Consider the following 21370-nt stretch of genomic DNA (forward strand, 5'->3'; position numbering starts at 1 on the left):
AGAAATCAGAAACGGTAGGAAGCTTGAAATGAAAACAGGTTCCAATGCTGCTTGGCATGAGTAATATCGGGGTTGTCCAGGCTGGAAAGCCAGGCAGTGCCGTTGACACGATGATACTCGGTCGCCAGCATGATGGATGGCGTGACGTTCCAGCGTAACCCGATCGTCAAGTCCTTGGCAAAACGGGAATGCGCCGGTCCTTTAGCGTCGGCAGCATATTTCTTCCCGCTGCGGTCGGTTCTGTCAGTAAATAGCAGGTCATAGCGTAACATGGCTTCCCATTTAGGGGTGAAGCGATAAGTGCCCTGCAGATAAATACTTTCCCCAGTAAATTTTTTCTCGAAAGCAGGAACACCAAAATCTTGTAACTGGAATATACGGAGCGCATATTCGGAGGTGATACTCCAGCGTTCCGCATTGTATTGCGCTGACAGGATCAGGGGGGTGAATTTGAGCAAACCCGAGTCAAGTCGGTCATTGATACCGGGGTCATAACCTGCATTGACCCGTGCACCGCTTACCGCAAACCGGAAACGTCCATTCGGCAGTTCATATGCGACTCTGCCAATATAAGAGAGCCTTGTTTTCAGATCACCCGGGCGGTTTGCACCGAGAATTGATACCTCGGTATCACGATCATGCACTTGAGGGAAAACCGTACCGAACTGTGCAGTGAGATTGCCCCAGTCAGTGCGTGATTCGCCATAAAGTTGCGCACCATCGGATGCCAACGCCAGATTGCGCGTGCGGTCAAAATAGATCGATTGGGGTAGTATGATACTGGGACGGGTAAAAGGGACATCACGCGTATCATTATAGAACCCCAATGGGTTTTTGGTTCTGCCCAGACGAATTCCAAATTCGCCTGCTGGCTTGGTAATAATGCTGTAATCCAGGAAACCAAAATCGATACTGATACCATGTCGGCTGCCTTTACCTGCTCTGCGCCACAAGAGCTGTCCGGAGAGCTGCAGTTTTCCGATGGGTCGCAGTGATGCAGTCAGACCCAGCTCACGAAAGTCCAGACTGCCTTTACCGTCACTTTTTCCAAAAAAATTATTCTTGTCGGTTTTGACGTAACCTTGACTCAAAAAGCCATTGATACGCAAAGGATTAAGATTTTCATTTTGTGCAAGTTGATCAGCAAGACTGCTAGCAGGGAGAAACCATATTCCAGTCAGTATCATGCTATATTGAAATAAATGACGGCGAACTACCTGGCAGATGCGGCTAATCGACATGAATCACCTTGACATGTTCATCAATCCTGGCTTCGCTCAAATAACCAATTGCACCCGGAGTGCTGGCTACCAGCGCATACATCTCATCTTCTGATTGAACGGTAATGGGAGCCTGTCCGGTTCCAGTGAAGGTTAGTCGATCCCATGTGGCGCGTAATTGGTAGGGAAAGATATTAAGCTGCTGTTTGGAAAATACGTTATGGATAGGTGCGTTATCTGGCAAAACAAATACCCGGATAGGAGAGCCATCTTGCCAGATGCGAAGCCGCATGCCAAAAATGGAGCGTAACAGATTACAGGATAGGTGATCCACGCCAACACCTGGATGGGTAATCGGTCTAACAGTTTTAACAGCCTCTCCAGCTACTGCTACATTACAAAAAAAAATAAGACTAGCCAGTAGGATGCACTTGAGGCTGGAAGATAAATGATTTCCTGTCACGTCCCAGTCTGGTAAGCGTTAGTCATGCAAGCGGGCATATTCGTTAAGTTTGATTGTGTCTACTGATCGATGATGGTTGCATCGAAGTGATGAAAGATCGGCTGGCCAGAATTTGCCATGGTCGGTAACCAACTCCCAGATATTCCGATGGCATCGATACATTCTGTCCAGCATATCGAATATGGAAACGTGATAGGGGCAACGAATGCCATGATAGTCAACGGTTGGTCCAATTGGATTAAGCTGTAGGCCGTAGAATCCCAGTAGCTTGTTTAAAGCCGGATCCATGGACGAGAGCAGGTAATAAATTTTATGCTTGGCACATAAGCGGATGATGCCTACCACTAATGCAAGCATTGGGTGAGGGAAACGGCGGCGATCATGTTTTCCAGTGGATACCATGCTGTTAGACGGCGTGACTTCTTGATCTTTTTTTCTTCTAAAAAAATCGCTGAGAATAGCAAAACGAGATATTTCACAGGTTTGCCGGCGAGAAATTTTATCAAGTGTAAATCCTGGAAAAAAACGGGTATGCAGCTCGGTTGGAAATTTTCTTTCGTTATATTGTCTATCCGGCAAAATTAGCCGGGTTGTTCCCACAAAAATACCGGATGAGCGGTGCCGTAATAAAATGTGCACAGAGTGGCGGTCATATTCATCATGCTCGAGTCCATCCGGAAATCTTGAGCCGTTGAAGTCCGGAAAGGTATTGTGCACGCATAATATGCGGTAACGAAGATCAAAAACCTTTTTAAGCAGTTCCGGAGTACCAGCATTAACAATTTCAAAATATTCATTGAAAGCAGCTTCGATATCATTCATGGTGTTCTCTGAAAAGTAGCTAATTGAAAGGTATTCACAATTAAAATTGAATAAACCGAATTCTAATGCGTCAATCAGCCATCAAATCAAAGAACATAATCATGATTGCCAGTCATACTTTGACTGGTAATCATGATTTTTCTAATCGTAGATAGTTGCTCTTCGTAATTAAAGGCCAGATGAAAAATAAAGCTGTCGTCGCAATGAGACACTGGAAAGTTAGCAATCTATCATAAATTGATTGAAATGCCATGAGGAAAATCAATATAACTAGGTATTTTGTGTGGCGATATGTTGTTTATGCCAATATTCCAGCATCATTAGCAGCCAGACCATGGTGCCATGATAGCTTGCATGTTCGTGTAAATGCTGATTTAGTAGGGTGTCTATAAACCCGTCACGGATGATGTGGCGCGACTTCAGGTCGTGCAGACTGTCCGCCGCAATTTCCTTGAGCCCTTTGTCGTTTTGTAACCACACACCGAATGGCAGTCCAAAACCCTGTTTTTGTTTGGTAATGATTTCATCGGGCAGAAAGTCACGCAGCGCTTCCTTGAAGAAATAGCGTAGCTGGGTACCTTTCAGTTTTAGTTGCGGCGTTAGTCCTGCAGAAAAAGTAACCATTTCATGGTTAAGAAATGGAAAGGCAACTTCCATATTGGCCAGCTGGCAAGCTTGCACTACTTTTGGCAAGTCATTGTCTGCCAATGTAAATTTCCAGTCGTGCGCCAGCATACGGTTGATCAGACTGCTTGCTCGGGATTCGTTATAAGTCTGTTCAAGCAGGTCAGCAGGATACTCTGGTCGAATCTGCGTCAGAAATTCGTCAGAAAAAACTGAATTGACGCCATAGCGTACCAATAAGTTATAAGTTTCCATTCGATGTGGCATGGGAACCGTTGCCTGTGCGACATAGCTCCGTGCCTTTTTGGTAAGTGCGGGACCGGACTCGGATGGTAACGACAAAACCAGTGGGGTAATGACGCCATTGCGCAACCAGGCCGGAATTCTCTCATATAGCGAGAAAATGTACTGTTTGGCATAGCGTGTATTGCCGCCAAAGAGCTCATCGCCACCATCCCCTCCCAGCAATCTGTCCAGTCCGTCCTGTTTCGCCATACGTGCGCAGTAGTAAGCCGGGATAGCAGAAGCGTTGCCAAAAGGCTGATCAAAGATCGAGGCAATTCTGGGAATGGCTGCTACCACATCATCGGGCGTGACATAGTATTCGTGATGATCAGTTGAAAAATGACGGGCAGCAATGCGTGCGTAAGACATCTCGTCATAGCCTTCAGCCTCGAAGCCAATTGAATAGGTTTTTGCCGGCTTACCTGTCACCTCGGTCAAAATGCCTGCCAATGTGGAGCTATCCGTGCCCCCGCTCAGAAAGGCGCCAACCTGCTGGTTTTGTGCTGCTTCACTGACACTGGATTTCAGCAGCGCTAGAAATTCCTGCTTAAGCTCCGGGAGGGGGCGTTCGTTGGTTTCATTGAATCGTGTTTGCGCATAATGCTCACATTGAATCTGTCCACGGGCAAAAGTCAGTAATTCACCCGGGAGCAGTTTTTTTTGCGCCTGATAAATGCTATCGGGCGAAGGAATCATGTGAAAATAAAAATAATTGAAGATACCTTGAGGATTGATGTCAGCAATGGCTTGCGGATGCGCCAAGATGGAATCGGCACGGGTGGCAAATAGAAGCCCGTTTCTTATGGGTTGATAATAAAAGGTGCGTGTACCCATTGGATCGATGGCCAGATTCAGCTCACCCGCTTTTCGGTCAAGCACGCAGCATACAAATTCTCCGGCAAGGTTCGCCAGAATCGCTTTCCCACGCTGCCGCCATTGATTGGCGAGGACTGCCGCCACGTTATCCGCTGGAATATTTGCTTGGGGTGTGGTCTGTTTGAATCTGACGTCACCATAGATTGCAACCAGCACATCATCGACTTCATACAGATGGGCAAGATGAGGCGCTGCAGCTATGGCTAACGCACAGTCGCCCTTGATAACCGTTTGTATTGGACTGTTGTCGAAGCCAGCCAGTGGTTTCGTCATGCGTTCTATTATTTGCCGACGCTCGCTTGCGGCACAGTCTGTCTCCAACCAACCACAAATACCACTCATACTACCTCCTGAATTGATGTCGCTGAATTGATGTCAATATGATGCCTGCGCTGACAGCAGCACAAGTTGCCAGCATGACAGATGATAACGTGCGGAAATATGAAGGATGCGTGCTCTGCCACCTAAACCAGCACTTCAGTTGGAGCAGGATGGCCAAGGAAAGCCAGGGGACTTGCGGTCAGTCCATAAGCGCCGGACTGAAAAACAACGACAAGATCGCCAGGCTCTGCTCTGGTAAGCATCATCCGATCAGCCAGTAAATCAAGCGGGGTGCATAATGGACCGACCACCGATACTATTTCGGTATCCGTCATGCTCATTTTGTTTCCGATTGCAACAGGATAGTTTTTACGGATTACCTGGCCAAAATTTCCCGAGGCGGCCAGATGATGGTGCAAACCACCATCAGTCACCAGGAAAACTTGTCCTCTGGAAACTTTTTTATCCAGAATCTTACAGACGTAGATTCCCGCCTCACCAACGAGGTAACGACCCAGTTCCATTACAAACCGTACGCCAGGCAGTGCAGGTGCAACTTCTGCCAGCAGTTTCCCGAGATTACTGCCAATCACAGCCAGATCCAATGGCTGTTCACCCGGAAAATAAGGGATACCGAGACCGCCACCGATATTGATGGTGCGCACTCTAACCGGAGAGGCGGTAGTGAGCTGCACAGCAAGTTGTAGTGTTTTTTCGTGTGACTCTTGGATGGCTTCCGCTTTCAGGTTTTGCGAACCGCTGAAAATGTGCAACCCTTCAAAATCGATATTAGTTCTGGCAATACGAGCCAGTATTGTTGGAACCGTTTCGGCATCGATACCAAACTGCTTGGCGCCCCCTCCCATTTTCATGCCGGATGACTTGAGTTCAAAATCCGGGTTGACACGGATGGCCACTTTGGGGCGGAGAGACATCTGTTCAGCCAGTTCGATGATGGCTGTCAATTCCTGCTCAGATTCGATATTCAGGACAATACCGGCAGCGATGGCACAAGCCAGTTCCTGACGGCTTTTGCCAGGTCCCGCAAAACTGATATTTTCCGGCGTAATGCCGGTATCCAACGCAATTTTCATCTCACCCGCCGATGCCACGTCGATTCCATCCACCAATTGTGCCAGATGCTGTACGACGGCAGGCATGGGATTGGCTTTCATTGCGTAATGCAGGTGAACGCCTTGTGGAAGATGTTGCCGCAGCAGGCTGACACGCTCGCGGATTAGCCGCCGGTCATAAGCGTAGAACGGAGTTCGTCCAATCCGCTGCATCAACCGGGTGAGAGGTATGCCGCCAATGACGAGACAGTGATCTTCTACTGGATAAGGTTGCAGCAAAGCGTTGTGCAGTGGCTGGCTGGTTTTCATGGTTGCGTTGCCTCAAAAGAATGTACGAATTCTGCAGCCAGGTTTTTTCGGTCAATTTTGCCATTGGGATTACGCGGCAAACTGGCTTGCCTGAGTTCGACCAGGGCCGGCTGCATGAAAGCAGGTAACTGTTGTTTGCAAGCAGAAAAAATCTTTTCTTTGACCGTATCTGCTCCAGCCACGGGTAATGCCACCACAACAATCGCCTGACCGAGCGTGGGGTGGGGAACACCGAAAGCTGCTGCCTCGACGACGGTTTCAGTGGCATAAACCACTTCTTCTATTTCGGTCGGACTGACCCGATAGCCGGAAGTCTTGATCATGTCATCACGACGACCGATGAAATACAGATATCCTTCCTCATCCATTCGTACGGTATCACCAGACCATACCGCCAGTTCGGGAATGGTCAATCCCGACTGACGTGGCGTAATCGGTCTGAAACACATAGCGGTTTTGTCGGAATCATTCCAGTAACCCAACGAAACCAGCGGACCGCGATGCACCAGTTCGCCTGGTTCGCCGGGTGCGCAGTGAGAGCCATCTTCACGCAGCACCATTACTTCAGCGTTGGGAATCGCCTTGCCCATGGAATCAGGACGTTTATCGACCTGATCGGGCGGCAGAAAAGTCGAGCGAAAGGCTTCAGTCAAACCGTACATCAGATAGATCTGTGTGGCAGGTAAGACACCGCGCAGCCGCGCCAATGTTGCTTGTGGCATCGCGCCACCGGAATTGGTGATGTAGCGTAACGAATCAGTTTTCTGCCAGTCCAGTTGCGCCAGTTGCACCCACAATGGTGGTACTGCCGCAAGCCCGGTAATTTTTTCCTGCCGGATGATGTTCAGAATATCCCTGGGTAGTAAGTAATTCATCAGCACGGCGGTCGCACCCACATAAAAAGCAGTATTCAGCTGGTTCAACCCGTAATCAAAACTTAGCGGAAGAACGGACAGGATGCGATCCTGCGGATGGTTGTTGAGGTATTGCGCAACGCTCTTGGCACCAGTAACGAGATTGCGGTGCGAGAGCACCACTCCCTTCGGCTTGCCGGTACTGCCGGAGGTATACAAAATGGCTGCCATATCGCTATCGATCACGTGCGGGTAACAATATTGATTGGATGCAGTCGTCAGGAATGACTGCCAATCGGTGACTTCCAGACCGGGAGGCACAGATAATGGTATGACATCGTCCACGAGGATAACCATGCGCAGATCGTGACAGGATGGCAGAGCAGATAGCAGAAGTTTGTAGCGCTCGACTGAAGTCACCAGTACCCTGACGTTACAGTCCTGCAGGATATAGGCGACTTGTTCAGTTTTGAGTAACGGATTGACTGGCACGAATACTCCGCCAGCAGCACAGGCCCCAAACATGGCGATAATGGCTTCAGTGCGTTTTTCGAGGTAAACAGCCAGACGTTCTCCGCGAGCAAGCGCATGGACATTTAAAGCATTCGCAAATGAGCAGGTGGCATTGGCGAGCGTGGCATAGTCGAGCTGCTGCTGACGATCGATCAATGCAACAGCATGGGCGGAACGGTCAGCTGATTTTAAGATCAGTTCATGATACAGAGTGGGCATGTCGGTTGGTCAGGGAGGTAATTTGTAAAATGTGCAAGTAGCTAGCTTGATACAGTTCGAGGGCGCTTCTAAAAATTCATATTTGGACGCTCACAAAAAATGTTTCCTTACATATCAATCATACGCTGCATTAACATTTTTTATTCACGCCTGGTCTTGCTTAGAACTCTGTATTTTAGAGGTTCTCTTAAGCGCTTCTTTCTAAAAACCACTTCATACTCCGCAACGCGTTACTATTCTTCGCTGCGTTTTAAAATTGTTATGTGCAGAAAAACTATATGCTGATTAATATACTTACCCGTATCTGACTCTGCTTAATGTGTAATATTTTTAACATTGCCTTTAAGACCGTGCCTGTTCATTAAATCGTAGAGAGTCGGTCGGGTCACACCCAATATTTCTGCTGCTTTGGCAACATTTCCATCTACTCTGGCGAGAGCTTTGACCAAGGTTTCACATTCTGCTTTTTCCCGTATTTCACGTAGAGTGGTCAATTCAATTGGTTTGTTGGCAGGCATCAGACCCAGATCTTCCACCGAGATCTGATTACCTTGCGCCATCACGACCGCACGTTTGACGCTGTTCTCAATTTCACGCACATTACCTGGCCACTGGTGACGGTCAATCGCGTTCAGTGCTTCCTGGCTAAAATTCAATCCTTGACGTTTATCCTTGACGCAAAATCGGTTTTTAAAAAAATGTGCAAGTAATACAGCATCTCCCACACGGTCACGTAATGGGGGTATTTGAATCGTGGTCTCGCTCAAGCGATAAAATAAATCTTCCCGGAAGGTTTTGGCGGCAATCATGTCTTTCAGGCTCTGATGAGTTGCGCATACGATTCGAACATCAACCGGGATTTCCTCACGTCCTCCAATTCGCTCAATTTTACGTTCCTGCAGAAAACGCAATAATGAGGATTGTAATGAGAATGGCAGGTCTCCGATTTCGTCGAGAAAGAAAGTGCCTCCCTGAGCCAGCTCAATTTTACCTGGTGTTTGTTTTACTGCACCGGTAAACGCTCCTCTTTCATAACCAAATAACTCGGATTCCAGCAAGTTTTCCGGAATGGCTGCGCAGTTAACTGCTACAAAATGATGTTTCTTTCGATTACTCAGTTCATGTAGTGCGCGCGCCAGCAGTTCCTTTCCAGTGCCACTTTCTCCCAGCAATGCGACGGAAATATCTGATGATGCAACACGTTGTACTTGCTGACAAAGCTTGACCATACCCGGATCATTGGAAATGAAACCAGGTATGGTTGTATTTGCGGAGGGCTCGAGCAGTTCGCGGTTCTCGCATTGTAGTTGATGCAGATAGAATGCCCGGTTGACAATCAGGTTGAGCACGTTTGCATCAAAAGGTTTCTGATGGAAGTCATACGCTCCCAAGCTAATGGCTTTTAATGCATTCTCGCGATTCTGATTGCCGGTTAATACGATAACCTTGGTATCGGGGGCCAGCTCCAGAATCTGTTGCAAGGTGGCAAGTCCTTCTGTTGCGCCATCTGTATCTGGTGGCAGACCGAGATCCATGGTAACAACTGCAGGCGTATGCCGCCGCATCTGGGCCAGCGCACTTTCCCGGTCAGTGGCAGTTACCACAGTGAAGTTATCAAAGCTCCAGCGTAGCTGTTTTTGTAGTCCTGGATCATCTTCCACTACCAGCAATTTTTTTTGTGTATTAGTTGTCATCACTTGAATCGTGTCAATCATTGAGAATGTAAATTATATCGACACGATTTCAAATATATTGAGATATTGTTATCTGATAAACATTTGTAGCCGGTTAACTGCAGTTTCTAATGCTTGTGATGGGGTTTATCTAACTCTGTATGGCCAGATGATGCGCGTAACCTGATCTGGTAACCGGCATGACAATCTGCGCAGATACGGGTGATATCACTCAATCGTTGCAGGATGGTCTCAGGATGTCGTGATGTTTCGGCTTCTGTTGCAATCTGGTCAAATCCCCGATGAACCTGCATACCCATCGCAACGAAAGGTTTTGGCAGAATTCCGTGTAAGTGTTGCTCGCCAGTATGGGGCATTTCTGTACCCAGGCTGCGTGCGTGTTTGGCAATTGCAGCCATGTCCTGTTTAGCGAGAGATTGCAGGATAACTTGCGTACCTTCAAGCAAGGCACGCATCTCGGATAAAATATGATGGCGCTGCATCATATTGAGTGGGATGATGTGACGCGTATCTGGATCGCTGGAGATAGCGCTGGTTGAGAATAGACCGATGCACACACTGATCAGTATCAGGAAAAATTTTTTCATATCAGACCTTATAATTAATTAGCGGGAATTAATAACAACCTGTATTTGCCTGCGCTGGGCAAAAACGGGCTGGCATGTCCGGTTACCCAGTCAGCATGACCATTTCCATAGTAGGGGGCGAGTGGGTGGCCGCTTTGTCCGCCTGGCATGTGAAAATATCCGGCGGCTTCATCACCCGGCGCTACTCCAAATCGTATTGAAGCTCCAAAATCGGGCGCCTGGACGCGTGGCATATGATGATCGCCAGGTAATGGATCAGCCGGCATGTCCAGCCATCTGGCCAGCCATTCGGGTAGCGCCTGGCTGAGTGGATGCCGGATTTCTGCGGTATTTTCTTTTCCCCAGGAGTAAGCTGCTATTCCTCCTGGTTGCGATCGAGCTATTCTGGCAATACGTTCAGCACCTGACGCAAGCAGATTTGGCCAATTTTGATAGCCTGGTGGTAGCAAGTGCAGTGGCTGATGTTCGAGTAGCTGCCAGACGGCATGTTCGATCTGATTCAGTCGTGGTAATGTGAAATCAGGCTGACTGGCTTTTATTTTTGCGGCAAATCCACTCAATGTGCTTCGCATGACTTCATGGCGAAAATTCCTCACCAACCGGTAGGATACCGACTGGGCGGAGGCATGTCCATCCCAATCACGTAATCCCTGCTGCATGGCCTGACTCCAGCCAGCCGTCTGATTCAACAGGACATCATCAAGTAACTGCTTCCAGCGTTCCAACAATATTGCGCGGTCATCCAGCTGTATCGCCAGCAAATCCGTAGGTGAGAGCTGATTGCGCATCAGTAACCCATCACGAATCTGCTGGCTGCGGGCACCTAATTCATAACCGCCATCCCCCAACCACTTGAGCATGTTACCGTCGATCATGCGTGAATTGCCATTCCAGATCCGCCTGCCAGGGGGATTATTGATGCGCGGGTAGTCTTCGGCTGCTGCCCAGCCTTGCCAACCGATGTCGCCTTTCCCCCAGTTCGCGGGTAGAGTGCTATCGAAATTACCATGACGCGCGGGTACGCGGCCAGCGATTGTCCATGCAATATCACCAGCGCTGTCTCCGAGAATGAAATTTTGCGCCGGAATGCCAATATCTGGAGCAATTTTGACAGCATCATGAACGGTTTTGGCTGATTCGAGCCGAATAAGATCAAGATTGACGGCACCAGTACGATGCGCAGTCCACGCGAGTGCAAGCGGGGTGCCATCGTGATCATTTTCCAGAATTGGCCCCCAATCAGTTTCAGCGATTGTGAGTGTTTCGACGGGAGCTCCCTTGACGTTTATCGTTTCACTATAAACTGTCAATGGTTTCCATTCGCCTCGATCATGATAAAGGGAAGGATCCTCCGGATGAAGGGTGATCCGCACCCAGTCGGCAAAATCACCGTAAGCATTGGTAAATCCCCAGGCAATGTGACGATTTGCACCTGCTACGATTGCGGGTGCGCCCGGCAGGCTGACACCGGTAATATCAATCATATGCTCCGGGTACTCAGGATCAGGGTAAATCAGGCGGGTGCGAAACCATAAATTTGGCACCCTTAGGGAAAGATGCATGTCATTGGCAATCAATGCTTTGCCATCTGCCATACTGCCCATGACGGCAAAGCCGTTGCTGCCCGCCGAATAGACCTCCTCAAATTCGATATCCTGCAACAGGTCTTTATCGAGTGTGCGCAGATCCAGCTCACTTTCAACTGGAAAGGGTGGCCATTCGAACGGCTTGCCATCGAGCGGGGCATCCCATTCACCGCCACTGGCAGTTAGAAAACGATAGGCAGTCGCCGGCAGGATAGAGCGCATCACGGAAAATTTTGGCTCACGATGGATGCTGGCTTCCTGTAAGGTCAGGTACATGGCCATGATTACGAGCAGACTGTCTTCGTTGAGCCAGCTTTGAGGAGCAGTCTGTGTCAGCAGATAAGAAAATGGCCGGATCGCGAGATCTGCCAGACCCTGATTGATCCCTGATGTATAGGCATTCAACAGCGCACGTTGATTACTTGGCAATGTTATAAACATCGCTTGTGCGCGGCTGCGGAAACGGTGCACGCGTGCGTGTCGGTCTGCCGGCAGGGCCAGGCTGCCAAACAGTTCTGCCAGTTCGCCGGCGGCTTTGCGACGCAATAAATCCATTTCAAAGAATCGTTCCTGGGCGTGAACATAACCCAGGGCCCGTGCCAGATCCAGCCGGTTATCGCCAGTCAGCGTAACGCTACCGGCGATATCCCGCTCTACTGTTACGGTGTGCAGCAGTCCAGTTACTGGTTGTTTTCCTTCATGGCGTGGCAAACTGCCCCTCAGAGATAACCACCCGGCAATGGCTATCGCGACAACCAAAAAAGACAATATGACGACTGATTTCCGCAGCATGTTTGTTTTTAAAACATTGACTCTCAGTCGATACTGTTTTCAGAAAACTGCTGGAGTGCCGATCGAGTCGTTTCAATGCGCCGACGATTGACGCCAAGATCACTTTTGCCCAGACGAGATGCGGAACGGACGTGAATCACGTTCATGCCGGGATCAAGCCAGAATTCGACATCATCGACAAATTTCAGGATAGGTGTGGTGAACTGGGCGTAGAGATAATCCGGAGTACTCTCGACGATCTGTGCGCCCGGTGTGGTTGCAACAATAGTTTTGATCTTCGCCAACATGACTTCTCCGCTACGATCAATTTTAATGGGAGCAATGGTGGCATAGTCTTTTTGGGGATGCTCTGGGTAGAGTGCGGTCTGGCTGGAAACACTGTTAGGTGTCGGTGCTGGCGGCTTTAATCTGCCATCGTGTACTCCAAGATCATCGGGCGGGTTTCCTCTGAACAGCCCTAGCTGGCCCGCTGCGACCATAATCACTGCCATTACAAAGATAATGATAAGCAGCCATTTAATGAATAGCATGGAACTATTTTCCGGATTTCTGGGGTGTTATGAACGAGTCCCAGACAAGGTAGCTATCTGTTCTTTCAGCTGTGCAATTTCTATTTCGGCATTATGCTGACCAGTCACGTCATATTGAACTCCCAGGAAATAAAGCAATCTTCCGTCAGTATCGAACAGCGGAGTGATGTTCAGGTGGTTATAAAACAATTCTCCGTTTTTACGGTAATTGCGCAGTACGATTTTAACTGGTTGTTTATTTTTAATCGCTTCTTTCAAGCGCAGGCGCTCGGGCTGGTCATGATCGGTACCCTGTAAAAAGCGGCAATTGCGTCCAAGCGTTTCTGCCTGGGAGTAACCGGTAATAATTTCGAAAGCCTTGTTGGCATATACCAGCGGCAGATCTTCCTGATCGGGATCGGCCAGAGTAATGCCATTGACACATGAATCCAGGATTTTTGACAATACCTGTGGAATGAGCCCTGGGTCTTTTTCAACGATAAAATCCATTATTTTTCTCCAATATTGTACCTGCAACCGTCGTGTGACAATTTCAAGTGGGTGTTCTAAAAACTAGGCCGCGGTTTTTCCTGACCCTAGTGCTCTGCCTCTATCAGCTTGCGGATATTACGCACGGTGCGCTCGCTGCCATCCTGAACCGCAAATCGTATTAATTTTTCAAAAGGACGCATGTGCAGCTCTAAGCGTAGCAGTTCAAAAGTAAATGATATGCGCGTTGCGTTCTGATCAGTTGCTTCCAGTACATAATCACAGCGAAAAGGGTTGGATACCCCTTCGAAGCAGATTCTGGATGTCGGGTTGAAAATGACCACCTTGAAAGTTGATTCCGATTGATTTCCCTGATCTACTCGAACCTGGCGGCATAAGGTGCCCTGTGTAATAGAACCCGTAGTGAGTTGTTCCAGTTCCCGGACTTCGGGCGACCATCGTGGGTAGTTCGTCAGTAACTGGTTGCCGATAAAATCAAACAGCTTTTCGTTTGAACATTGAATTTCTGTGCTGGCTGTACCGGCAACCACAGTATCGTTAAACAAATTAAACATGAAACAGTCTCCTGCTGGCGCGACACAATCATGAATCTATGGCTGATTTATATCAGATAGGTATCCACGCCGGTTAACAATAAGTCGTACTGTGCTTCGACCACTTCCTTGATCAGCAATGCGGGCATGCCTGTCACGACATTGTTTTCAATTGCCAGCCAGCCGACCGCATCTGTGGCCCCAAGGCTGACGACATAGCCAATATCTCGATGCAGATAAGGCTCCATGATTTTGATGATACCAGAGTGGCGCAGCAGGTTGCGCGCCGCGAGCTTTCCCTTGCGTACTGCGGATTGCGCGGTCATGGCGTTGGAGCCGAATGACTGATAATGCGTGCAATCACCTGCAGCGAAGATGTTGGTCAGGATATCCTGATCAGCTACGACCTGTCCGAAGCTGTTGGTTTTGAGTGTTTCCGCCTGCTTGCCCGAAAATACCAGTGATAGCATCGAAGGTAGAGTAAAGTCTTGGCCGGTCGTTTTATGCTTGAGCAATAATTGATTTCCCTGCTGGCCGACAAAACGAACCGATGGATGGAATTCGATGCTTTCTTCCTGCATGCGGGCTTGCACATACCGGGAGAAATCAGCTGGAAACTGGCGCAAAACGTGCTCACCGCTATCGATCAGTCGCAGCCTGCAAGCACTGCGCATACGGCGAAGGAAATCGGCAATCTCGAATAGAAACTGGATGCCAGTCGCACCGCCACCCACAATGGTAATGAAAGTCTCCACATCACTCGATGCAGACAGATATGAATCAAGCAAGTCTGATCCTGCTGTTCTGGAAAAATCATCCAGCCCCAGTACCTGTTCCCCAAAGTTGTTCTGATTGGCGTGTACACCGGTTGCAATCAGCAGATAATCGAATGGCAGGGTATGCTCATCGATCTGGATACATTTTCCTTGCTGCCATTGTTTCAGGTGACCAGCAGTGATATTCAGTGAATGTTGAACATGGCGGCAGCCAAATTGCTGCGTCAATATCGAAAAAGGTACTAGAAAGTCGGTCAGAGGATAACGGAAAGTCTCATGCAAATGCGTTATCTTGAGATGCTCCGTTTTCGGATCGATCAACGTGACTTCCGCTTCAGGCATATACCGATACAGCGTCGTCATTGCGGCAATGCCGGCATAGCCACCGCCCGCAATCACAATCTTCAGCCGCTTGCTACCTGGTATATATAATGGCAGAAAAGCCATTTGCTGCCCTCTTCAGTGGTTTCTGGAAAAGCAAGCGTAGCATAGCAAGCAGTATAACGCTGTAATTTTCCTGTTCAGATACCATATAATTTCCCAGGTAGCGCACACAATTTTTGCCATTTTCTTCCGAGCGGCTCAGTGCCTGGTCAGCAGGATCGACCGGAAACGGTAGATCGGGTATTGACGGAGTCAAAGATGCGACTCCAAAACTTGAGGTTACCGCATTCGGTTATTCTGCTTGAACCGCGGTGCTAGCGAATTGCTGAATGTTGCTCGAATACGTTCGGCGCGATATGCCAGGTTTCTTCAGCGGGAGTGTTTTTCAGGGGGAAATATAGCGTTTCTATTTTTCAGAACGACATAATAGGTAGGTTTCACGGAATTCCTCAAATAAGGCTTGTACAATGGTGATGACCACCGTGTCCCCCCAGCATGGTCATAGGTATCGTTAAGCCGCTTAAAACGATCAATATGATAGGCTGGTCATTTTATTGTTTTACAGTTTGATTTCACCGGTAAATACCGTTTCTGCTGGTCCCGTCATCCACACTGGCTGGCCTGCTCCTTGCCAGCGGATGCGAAGCGTGCCGCCTGATGTGGTCACCAAAACATCGTTATCCAGTTTCCGCAGCAGAATGCCGCAAACGGTTGCAGCGCAGGCACCGGTGCCACAGGCAAGTGTTTCACCCGCACCTCGTTCAAAAACTCGCAGTTTGATATGTGAGCGATCTACGATTTGCATAAAGCCAGCGTTGACGCCGTTTGGAAAATAAGGATGAGTTGCGATCAGCGGTCCTTCACCGGCAACGGGCGCATGCTCGATATCGGGTACGATTTGTACGGCATGGGGATTGCCCATGGATACAATACAAATCTCGGTCTGCTTACCATTGATAGTCAATGGATAAGTGAGGGAACGCTGGTTTGCATGAAAGGGAATATCCGCCGGTTCAAAGCGGGGAACACCCATGTTGACCGATATTTCACCATCTGCTCTCAGTGTAGGGGTAATGACTCCTTGAAGAGTTTCGACCTGGATAGTTTTTTTGTCAGTTAATCCCTGTTCATGCACAAAGCGCACAAAGCAGCGTGCGCCATTGCCACATTGTTCCACTTCTTCGCCATTCGCATTGAATATTCGATAACGAAAATCAGCATCACCCTTGGCTTTTTCTACCAGCAACAGCTGGTCAAAACCGATACCGAAGTGGCGGTCTGATAAACGGCGGATTTGCTCTGCATCCGGTACAAACGTCTGGTGAATGTTGTCGATGATAATAAAATCATTGCCCAGGCCCTGCATTTTCGTGAATTTTAGCTTCATAAATGTAATATTATTTTGATAAACTTCGGCGTTTACCTGATGGCTCGTACAGGCGAGTAAGTATAATTATTGAGCGACGAAGTGTTGTGGCGAATGGCAGACTTTTGGCGGTATCCCTAAATTAAAATTCCCGCTTGACCAGGAAGGAACGCGACTCTACTATTGTCATCCAATTAAACGTAAAAAGTTCTGTTCGTTTATTGTTGTCACCCATGCCAGCAAGACTATTTGCTGTGATTCTCATGTAGCACGATGCTTGACTATGTGCTGGCTTGCAAAGAATTGTCCAGATACTCAATTTCAAAATCAAAGGTTATCTAAATATGAAGCATGTTTGCGTGTTGCCGCGTATGGCTAGTATACGTGGATTTACTTTGCTGGAATTACTGGTAGTAATGGTCATTATTGGCCTGCTGGCTGCCTATGTCGGTCCCAAATATTTTTCACAGGTGGGTAAATCGGAAGTCAAAATGGCGCAGGCACAGATTGATTCTCTTGAAAAAGCCCTGCACCAATATCGGTTGGATGTCGGGCATTACCCCAGCACCGAACAGGGATTGAATGCGTTGCTCGCCAATCCTGGAAATGAGCCGAGGTGGCAGGGGCCCTATTTGAGCAAGCGTTTGCCGGCGGATCCGTGGAACAATCCTTATCAATATAAATATCCGGGCGAGCGAGGCGATTTTGATCTACTTTCATTCGGTAAGGACGGTCAGCCGGGTGGGACAGGTGAAGATGCAGATATCACCAATTGGTAACCGGTAAATTGCATCACCAATAATCATGCGGTATCAGGTCAAGGCGTTGATGGCCAAACAGGGAACCGTATCGCTGGAGCTGGAGGCGAGCAGTGAAGCTGAGGTTCGTGAGAAAATCAGTGCCCAGGGTGGAATGGTGCTCAGTGTGCGGCGAAATTTCTCAGAACTATTGCCGAGTTTCTCCAATACCCGTTTCCCCCTGCCCAATTTTTCACAGGAACTGCTCGCGTTACTGAACGCGGGGCTCAGTCTGGTAGAAAGTATCGAGACGCTGGCTGAAAAAGAAGAAGATAACGCGGTACGTGAACTGTTGCATAATCTGCTGACACGCCTATACGAAGGCATGACATTTTCACGTGTACTGGAATTTCACCCACAGGCATTTCCGGCGTTGTATGTTGCCACGGTACGGGCAAGCGAGCGCACGGGTGATCTTGCCGAAGCGTTGACACGTTACCTGGTTTATCAATCGCAAATGGACCTGGTGCGCAAAAAACTGGTGGGGGCGTCAATTTACCCCGTGCTGCTGTTGGTACTGGGTTTGTTGGTGGCAGTTTTCTTGCTGGTATTTGTCGTACCTAAATTCAGCGCAATCTACGAAGACATCGGCACGGATTTACCATGGATGTCGATGCTGCTGATTCAGTGGGGGCATCTTGTGCAGGAAAATGGCTGGGTGCTGGCGGTTATTGCCACGGGAGTGCTGACTGTGATTGCTTATACCTTCTCCCAGCCACAGATTCGGGCACAGATGCTACAGGCGTTATGGCGAATTCCTGCTGTTGGTGAAAGAATGCGGGTATATCAACTTGCACGCTTCTACAAGACGCTGGGCATGCTGCTTCGTGGCGGCATTCCGGTTACGCAGGCGCTGGAAATGGTCAGTAATCTGTTACAACCGCATTTTCGCCCCAGGGTAAAGATTGCCGCGACCCTGATTCGGGAAGGGAGAACCATTTCCGAGGCTATGCAAAGCGCCGAATTAACGACTGCGGTTGGCAGCCGCATGTTGCGTGTCGGAGAGCGCACCGGCATGATGGGCGACATGATGGAGCGCATCGGCAATTTTCATGATGAAGAGATTAACCGATGGGTCGAGTGGACAACCAAGCTGATCGAGCCGCTGCTGATGGCGGTGATTGGAATCGTTATCGGAGGCATCATTATTCTTATGTATCTTCCCATTTTTGAGCTGGCGGGCAGTATTAATTGAATCAGACAGACACCATTTTCTCAACCGCTCCGGCAATTGACCTGCAGCAGATTACGCTGGCACGCGAGCAATCCGCCGCTCGTGGAACTTCGTTGATCAAGGCGCTGGAAGAAGAATTTTCCGGTACACCAGAAGAACTGACGGCTGCACTTGGTAAGATGTTGTATATGCCGGTGCTGACCATGCAGGATTTGCACGCGGCAACAACGGCTTTTGACCTGTTACCTTTTGCCCAGTCGGTCAAGCAGGAATGTGTGTTGTTACAAAAGGATTCGACTTACTTACTGGCGGTCAGTGATCCGTTTCGTCCGGGTTTGCGCGCATGGGCAGAAGAATTCATCCCGGTGAACGCATTGTGGTATCTGGTACATCCGGCCGATCTGGCTGCATTTTTTGCCCAGCAGGAAGCCAGCATGCGCGCGATGGACAATGTACTGCCCGCTTCACAGGAAAACCTGCTGCATGCCGGTATCGAGGAGCTGTCGCTCAAGACTATTCATGAAGGGACCAGTCAGGTCGTACGGCTGGTGCAGTCCACCTTATATGATGCACACAAATCCCAAGCCAGTGACATTCATCTTGAAACTGCGCCAGGTGCACTGTCGATCAAATATCGCATCGATGGCGTTTTGTCAACGATTGGCGTGATGCAGGGCGCGGATCTTGCTGAACAGGTCATTTCGCGTATCAAGGTCATGTCCGATCTCGATATTGCCGAACGCCGCATTCCCCAGGATGGTCGTTTCAAGGTCAAAATTCAGGGGCGGGAGATTGATTTTCGCGTCTCTATCATGCCCAGTATTTTTGGTGAAGATGCTGTGCTGCGGATACTTGACCGGCAAGCATTGACCGATCATGTTGATGGTTTGACGCTCAATCAACTTGGTTTTGACAGTGCGGCCATTGCCAGCATTCGCCGCCTCAGTTCCGAGCCTTATGGCATGCTGCTGGTGACAGGACCGACCGGCAGCGGCAAGACGACTTCTCTCTATGCCGCTATTTCGGAAGTCAATCATGGTCATGACAAGATCATCACTATTGAGGATCCGATTGAATATCAATTGCCGGGTGTGCTGCAGATTCCCGTCAATGAAAAAAAGGGGCTGACGTTCGCGCGTGGCTTGCGTTCCATCCTGCGGCATGATCCCGATAAGATCATGGTCGGCGAAATCCGGGATGCCGAGACAGCCCAGATTGCCATTCAGGCGGCGCTCACCGGTCATCTGGTATTTACTACGGTGCATGCCAATAATGTGTTTGACGTCATTGGCCGCTTTGCACACATGGGCGTGGATCCTTACAGCTTTGTTTCGGCGCTGAATGGCATCGTTGCGCAACGCCTGGTGCGGGTGTTGTGTTCGCATTGTACGGTGGCGGAGCAGCCTGATGATGTAATGATCGAGGTTTCCGGCATATCGCTGGAAGAAGCGAAACAGTATAACTTCCAGGTATCGAAAGGCTGTGGACAGTGCCGAGGGAGCGGCTATCGGGGACGTAATGCTATTGCGGAAATTTTACTGCTGAACGACGAAATCCGGGAGCTGATCGTTGCCCAGGCGCCGATTCGCCGCATCAAAGAGGCAGCACGCAATAACGGTACGCACTTCTTGCGTGAGGCAGCCCTGAATATGGTCAAATCCGGGCAAACGAGCTTACAGGAGGCGAACCGTGTCACGATTGTGGCGTGATCAATTAGCGGTTTTTCTGGCGCCCGATCAGGTGATTGTCGCCGGGCAGTCACGTGGCTTCAAACCGTTTCCCTTGTTCCGGCAGCGCGTTATGTGCCCACAATTGGCTGATCCGACTACAAAGCCATTGCCATGGGAATTACCGTTGCATCAGCTGGAACAGCTTATGGAACTCCTCAATACGCAGATCAAGGCTGGTAGCGACTTACGGATAACGCTGGCAGATGATTTTGTGCGTTACGGAGTGATTGCGCCACAATCAGCTTTGGCGAGTCCTGACGAACTGATAACTTATGCCAGTTTTCAGATGCGCGAGACTTATGGGGATCGTGTCGAAGAATGGGCACTGAGCATAAGTAGTTGGGATCCGCTGGATGGGGGCCTATGCGCTGGAGTTTCACTGGGGTTACTGGCGGCACTTGAGCATTTTGCCGTACGCCACGAATTGAAACTTAAATATACCGAACCCTATCTAGCTGCAGCACTTGATTATTGGTCCAGGAAGCTGTCCAGCGAGCAGCTGTGGTTTGTGCTGATCGAAAACAATCGTTTCTGTCTGGCATCTATTCTGGCTGGACGTTGGCGGGGTATCCGCAATCAGCGGATTGTCGACAATCTTGAGCAGGAGCTGTTGTCCGCACTGGAACAGGAAGCAATCCTGTCTGGTCAGCCGGCTGATACTCGACCGCAACGGGTACAGGTATTTGCCCCTGCTACGATCGAATGGCAGCTACCGCAAGTACAGGGATGGTATTTTGAACGACTGATACAATCAGAACAGCCTGTTCCCGCCCAGTTCCCATTTACAGCATTGCCAGAAAGTCAAGTGAGCGCCTATGCGTAGCCTTAAATTAACTTTCCCTTATCGAAAGCGACCAATAGGCGTGGTCGACTATCTGCTGCTGTTGTTAGGAATACTCGCACTGATCGTGGTTTTCTTCCAACTTAAAATCACCATGGGCAAAATGGCTAAATGGGAAACGCGCGAAGCACAATTGCTCCAACAGCAAAAACAGCGTATCTCTCCCAGAGCTGCATCGACACGTGTCACTCAGGTCACCCAGCAGGAGGTGAAACAGGCGAGGGAAATTATCAGCTGGCTCAATCTACCGTGGGAACCGGTGTTTGATTCTCTGGAGCTGGCAGCCAGCAAAGATGTCTCATTACTGTCGCTACAACCTAACGCTGCCAATCGTGCCATTCGCATTTCAGGTGAGGCAAAGAACCTGCAAGGGCTGGTTGAGTATGTTGAAGCGCTGGAACGGGAACCAGTTTTTAAAAATGCTCATCTGGTCAATTACCGCATTAGGCAGGATCACCCACAGCGCCCGGTCAATTTCCTGATTGCACTTACCTGGTTGGACTCCATTTAGG

The 21370-nt window shown here is 49.1% G+C and carries 19 protein-coding genes; 5 read left to right on the plus strand and 14 right to left on the minus strand.

Annotation, left to right across the window (positions count from 1 at the left end):
- Positions 1–5: 5 nt before the first annotated feature.
- From NSMM_RS07650 to dapF, 14 genes are all read right to left on the minus strand, one after another.
- Positions 6–1241, minus strand: coding sequence for an OprO/OprP family phosphate-selective porin (locus NSMM_RS07650; protein WP_245654726.1), 1236 nt, complete (start codon positions 1239–1241; stop codon positions 6–8).
- Positions 1231–1683: a type 2 periplasmic-binding domain-containing protein gene (locus tag NSMM_RS07655; protein ID WP_245654727.1), complete on the minus strand. Its 453-nt coding sequence runs from the start codon at positions 1681–1683 to the stop codon at positions 1231–1233. Before NSMM_RS07655 ends, NSMM_RS07650 begins: the two co-directional genes overlap by 11 nt.
- A gap of 18 nt (positions 1684–1701) precedes the next feature.
- On the minus strand, positions 1702–2505 hold the full coding sequence (locus tag NSMM_RS07660; RefSeq protein ID WP_090286223.1) for a PEP-CTERM/exosortase system-associated acyltransferase: 804 nt from the start codon (positions 2503–2505) through the stop codon (positions 1702–1704).
- A 270-nt stretch (positions 2506–2775) separates the two neighbouring features.
- Positions 2776–4632, minus strand: coding sequence for an asparagine synthetase B family protein (locus tag NSMM_RS07665; RefSeq protein WP_090286226.1), 1857 nt, complete (start codon positions 4630–4632; stop codon positions 2776–2778).
- Between the two features lie 122 nt (positions 4633–4754).
- Complete coding sequence (locus NSMM_RS07670) at positions 4755–5993, minus strand: pyridoxal-dependent decarboxylase, exosortase A system-associated (RefSeq protein WP_090286228.1); 1239 nt, start codon at positions 5991–5993, stop codon at positions 4755–4757.
- Positions 5990–7579, minus strand: a complete 1590-nt coding sequence (locus NSMM_RS07675; RefSeq protein WP_090286230.1) for an acyl-CoA ligase (AMP-forming), exosortase A system-associated — start codon at positions 7577–7579, stop codon at positions 5990–5992. The genes NSMM_RS07670 and NSMM_RS07675 overlap by 4 nt, the downstream gene beginning before the upstream one ends.
- Positions 7580–7893: 314 nt before the next feature.
- Positions 7894–9294, minus strand: a complete 1401-nt coding sequence (gene prsR / locus NSMM_RS07680) for a PEP-CTERM-box response regulator transcription factor (protein ID WP_245654728.1) — start codon at positions 9292–9294, stop codon at positions 7894–7896.
- Positions 9295–9380: 86 nt separating this feature from the next.
- The gene (locus NSMM_RS07685; protein ID WP_090286232.1) at positions 9381–9860 is read right to left on the minus strand and encodes a hypothetical protein; all 480 of its coding nucleotides are present in this window, start codon (positions 9858–9860) and stop codon (positions 9381–9383) included.
- A gap of 14 nt (positions 9861–9874) precedes the next feature.
- Entirely contained in the window at positions 9875–12238 is a 2364-nt protein-coding gene (locus tag NSMM_RS07690) for a penicillin acylase family protein (protein WP_090286234.1), read from the minus strand.
- 23 nt (positions 12239–12261) lie between these two features.
- Positions 12262–12768, minus strand: coding sequence for a DUF1499 domain-containing protein (locus NSMM_RS07695; protein WP_090286236.1), 507 nt, complete (start codon positions 12766–12768; stop codon positions 12262–12264).
- Between the two features lie 27 nt (positions 12769–12795).
- Positions 12796–13257 (minus strand): PAS domain-containing protein, encoded by a 462-nt coding sequence (locus tag NSMM_RS07700; RefSeq protein ID WP_090286238.1) that lies wholly within the window; start codon positions 13255–13257, stop codon positions 12796–12798.
- Positions 13258–13343: 86 nt separating this feature from the next.
- Positions 13344–13811 (minus strand): SRPBCC family protein, encoded by a 468-nt coding sequence (locus NSMM_RS07705; protein WP_090286240.1) that lies wholly within the window; start codon positions 13809–13811, stop codon positions 13344–13346.
- 47 nt (positions 13812–13858) lie between these two features.
- Positions 13859–15013, minus strand: coding sequence for an NAD(P)/FAD-dependent oxidoreductase (locus NSMM_RS07710; RefSeq protein ID WP_090286242.1), 1155 nt, complete (start codon positions 15011–15013; stop codon positions 13859–13861).
- Between the two features lie 496 nt (positions 15014–15509).
- Positions 15510–16337 carry a diaminopimelate epimerase gene (dapF, locus tag NSMM_RS07720; RefSeq protein WP_090286246.1) on the minus strand — a complete coding sequence of 276 codons (828 nt, stop codon included), beginning with the start codon at positions 16335–16337 and terminating at the stop codon, positions 15510–15512.
- Between the two features lie 323 nt (positions 16338–16660).
- Here dapF and gspG point away from each other — a divergent pair, with 323 nt between their 5' ends.
- The 5 genes from gspG to NSMM_RS07745 are packed head-to-tail and all read left to right on the plus strand — an operon-like array spanning position 16661 to position 21369.
- The gene (gene gspG / locus NSMM_RS07725; RefSeq protein ID WP_090286343.1) at positions 16661–17095 is read left to right on the plus strand and encodes a type II secretion system major pseudopilin GspG; all 435 of its coding nucleotides are present in this window, start codon (positions 16661–16663) and stop codon (positions 17093–17095) included.
- A gap of 25 nt (positions 17096–17120) precedes the next feature.
- On the plus strand, positions 17121–18308 hold the full coding sequence (locus NSMM_RS07730) for a type II secretion system F family protein (protein WP_090286248.1): 1188 nt from the start codon (positions 17121–17123) through the stop codon (positions 18306–18308).
- On the plus strand, positions 18305–19996 hold the full coding sequence (locus tag NSMM_RS07735; RefSeq protein WP_090286250.1) for a GspE/PulE family protein: 1692 nt from the start codon (positions 18305–18307) through the stop codon (positions 19994–19996). Before NSMM_RS07730 ends, NSMM_RS07735 begins: the two co-directional genes overlap by 4 nt.
- Positions 19977–20840 carry a hypothetical protein gene (locus tag NSMM_RS07740; protein ID WP_143001892.1) on the plus strand — a complete coding sequence of 288 codons (864 nt, stop codon included), beginning with the start codon at positions 19977–19979 and terminating at the stop codon, positions 20838–20840. The genes NSMM_RS07735 and NSMM_RS07740 overlap by 20 nt, the downstream gene beginning before the upstream one ends.
- The gene (locus NSMM_RS07745; protein WP_090286254.1) at positions 20833–21369 is read left to right on the plus strand and encodes a PilN domain-containing protein; all 537 of its coding nucleotides are present in this window, start codon (positions 20833–20835) and stop codon (positions 21367–21369) included. Before NSMM_RS07740 ends, NSMM_RS07745 begins: the two co-directional genes overlap by 8 nt.
- The last annotated feature ends 1 nt before the right edge of the window (position 21370 follow it).

It is taken from the genome of Nitrosomonas mobilis, assembly GCF_900103035.1.
Lineage (GTDB): Bacteria > Pseudomonadota > Gammaproteobacteria > Burkholderiales > Nitrosomonadaceae > Nitrosomonas > Nitrosomonas mobilis.

Excerpts from the sequence above, each read along its gene's own strand:
- NSMM_RS07650 (WP_245654726.1), bottom strand. The coding sequence starts at position 1,241 with ATGTCGATTAGCCGCATCTGCCAGGTAGTTCGCCGTCATTTATTTCAA.
- NSMM_RS07660 (WP_090286223.1), bottom strand. The coding sequence starts at position 2,505 with ATGAATGATATCGAAGCTGCTTTCAATGAATATTTTGAAATTGTTAAT.
- NSMM_RS07665 (WP_090286226.1), bottom strand. The coding sequence starts at position 4,632 with ATGAGTGGTATTTGTGGTTGGTTGGAGACAGACTGTGCCGCAAGCGAG.
- NSMM_RS07670 (WP_090286228.1), bottom strand. The coding sequence starts at position 5,993 with ATGAAAACCAGCCAGCCACTGCACAACGCTTTGCTGCAACCTTATCCA.
- NSMM_RS07675 (WP_090286230.1), bottom strand. The coding sequence starts at position 7,579 with ATGCCCACTCTGTATCATGAACTGATCTTAAAATCAGCTGACCGTTCC.
- prsR (WP_245654728.1), bottom strand. The coding sequence starts at position 9,294 with ATGATTGACACGATTCAAGTGATGACAACTAATACACAAAAAAAATTG.
- NSMM_RS07685 (WP_090286232.1), bottom strand. The coding sequence starts at position 9,860 with ATGAAAAAATTTTTCCTGATACTGATCAGTGTGTGCATCGGTCTATTC.
- NSMM_RS07690 (WP_090286234.1), bottom strand. The coding sequence starts at position 12,238 with ATGCTGCGGAAATCAGTCGTCATATTGTCTTTTTTGGTTGTCGCGATA.
- NSMM_RS07695 (WP_090286236.1), bottom strand. The coding sequence starts at position 12,768 with ATGCTATTCATTAAATGGCTGCTTATCATTATCTTTGTAATGGCAGTG.
- NSMM_RS07700 (WP_090286238.1), bottom strand. The coding sequence starts at position 13,257 with ATGGATTTTATCGTTGAAAAAGACCCAGGGCTCATTCCACAGGTATTG.
- NSMM_RS07705 (WP_090286240.1), bottom strand. The coding sequence starts at position 13,811 with ATGTTTAATTTGTTTAACGATACTGTGGTTGCCGGTACAGCCAGCACA.
- NSMM_RS07710 (WP_090286242.1), bottom strand. The coding sequence starts at position 15,013 with ATGGCTTTTCTGCCATTATATATACCAGGTAGCAAGCGGCTGAAGATT.
- dapF (WP_090286246.1), bottom strand. The coding sequence starts at position 16,337 with ATGAAGCTAAAATTCACGAAAATGCAGGGCCTGGGCAATGATTTTATT.
- gspG (WP_090286343.1), top strand. The coding sequence starts at position 16,661 with ATGAAGCATGTTTGCGTGTTGCCGCGTATGGCTAGTATACGTGGATTT.
- NSMM_RS07730 (WP_090286248.1), top strand. The coding sequence starts at position 17,121 with ATGCGGTATCAGGTCAAGGCGTTGATGGCCAAACAGGGAACCGTATCG.
- NSMM_RS07745 (WP_090286254.1), top strand. The coding sequence starts at position 20,833 with ATGCGTAGCCTTAAATTAACTTTCCCTTATCGAAAGCGACCAATAGGC.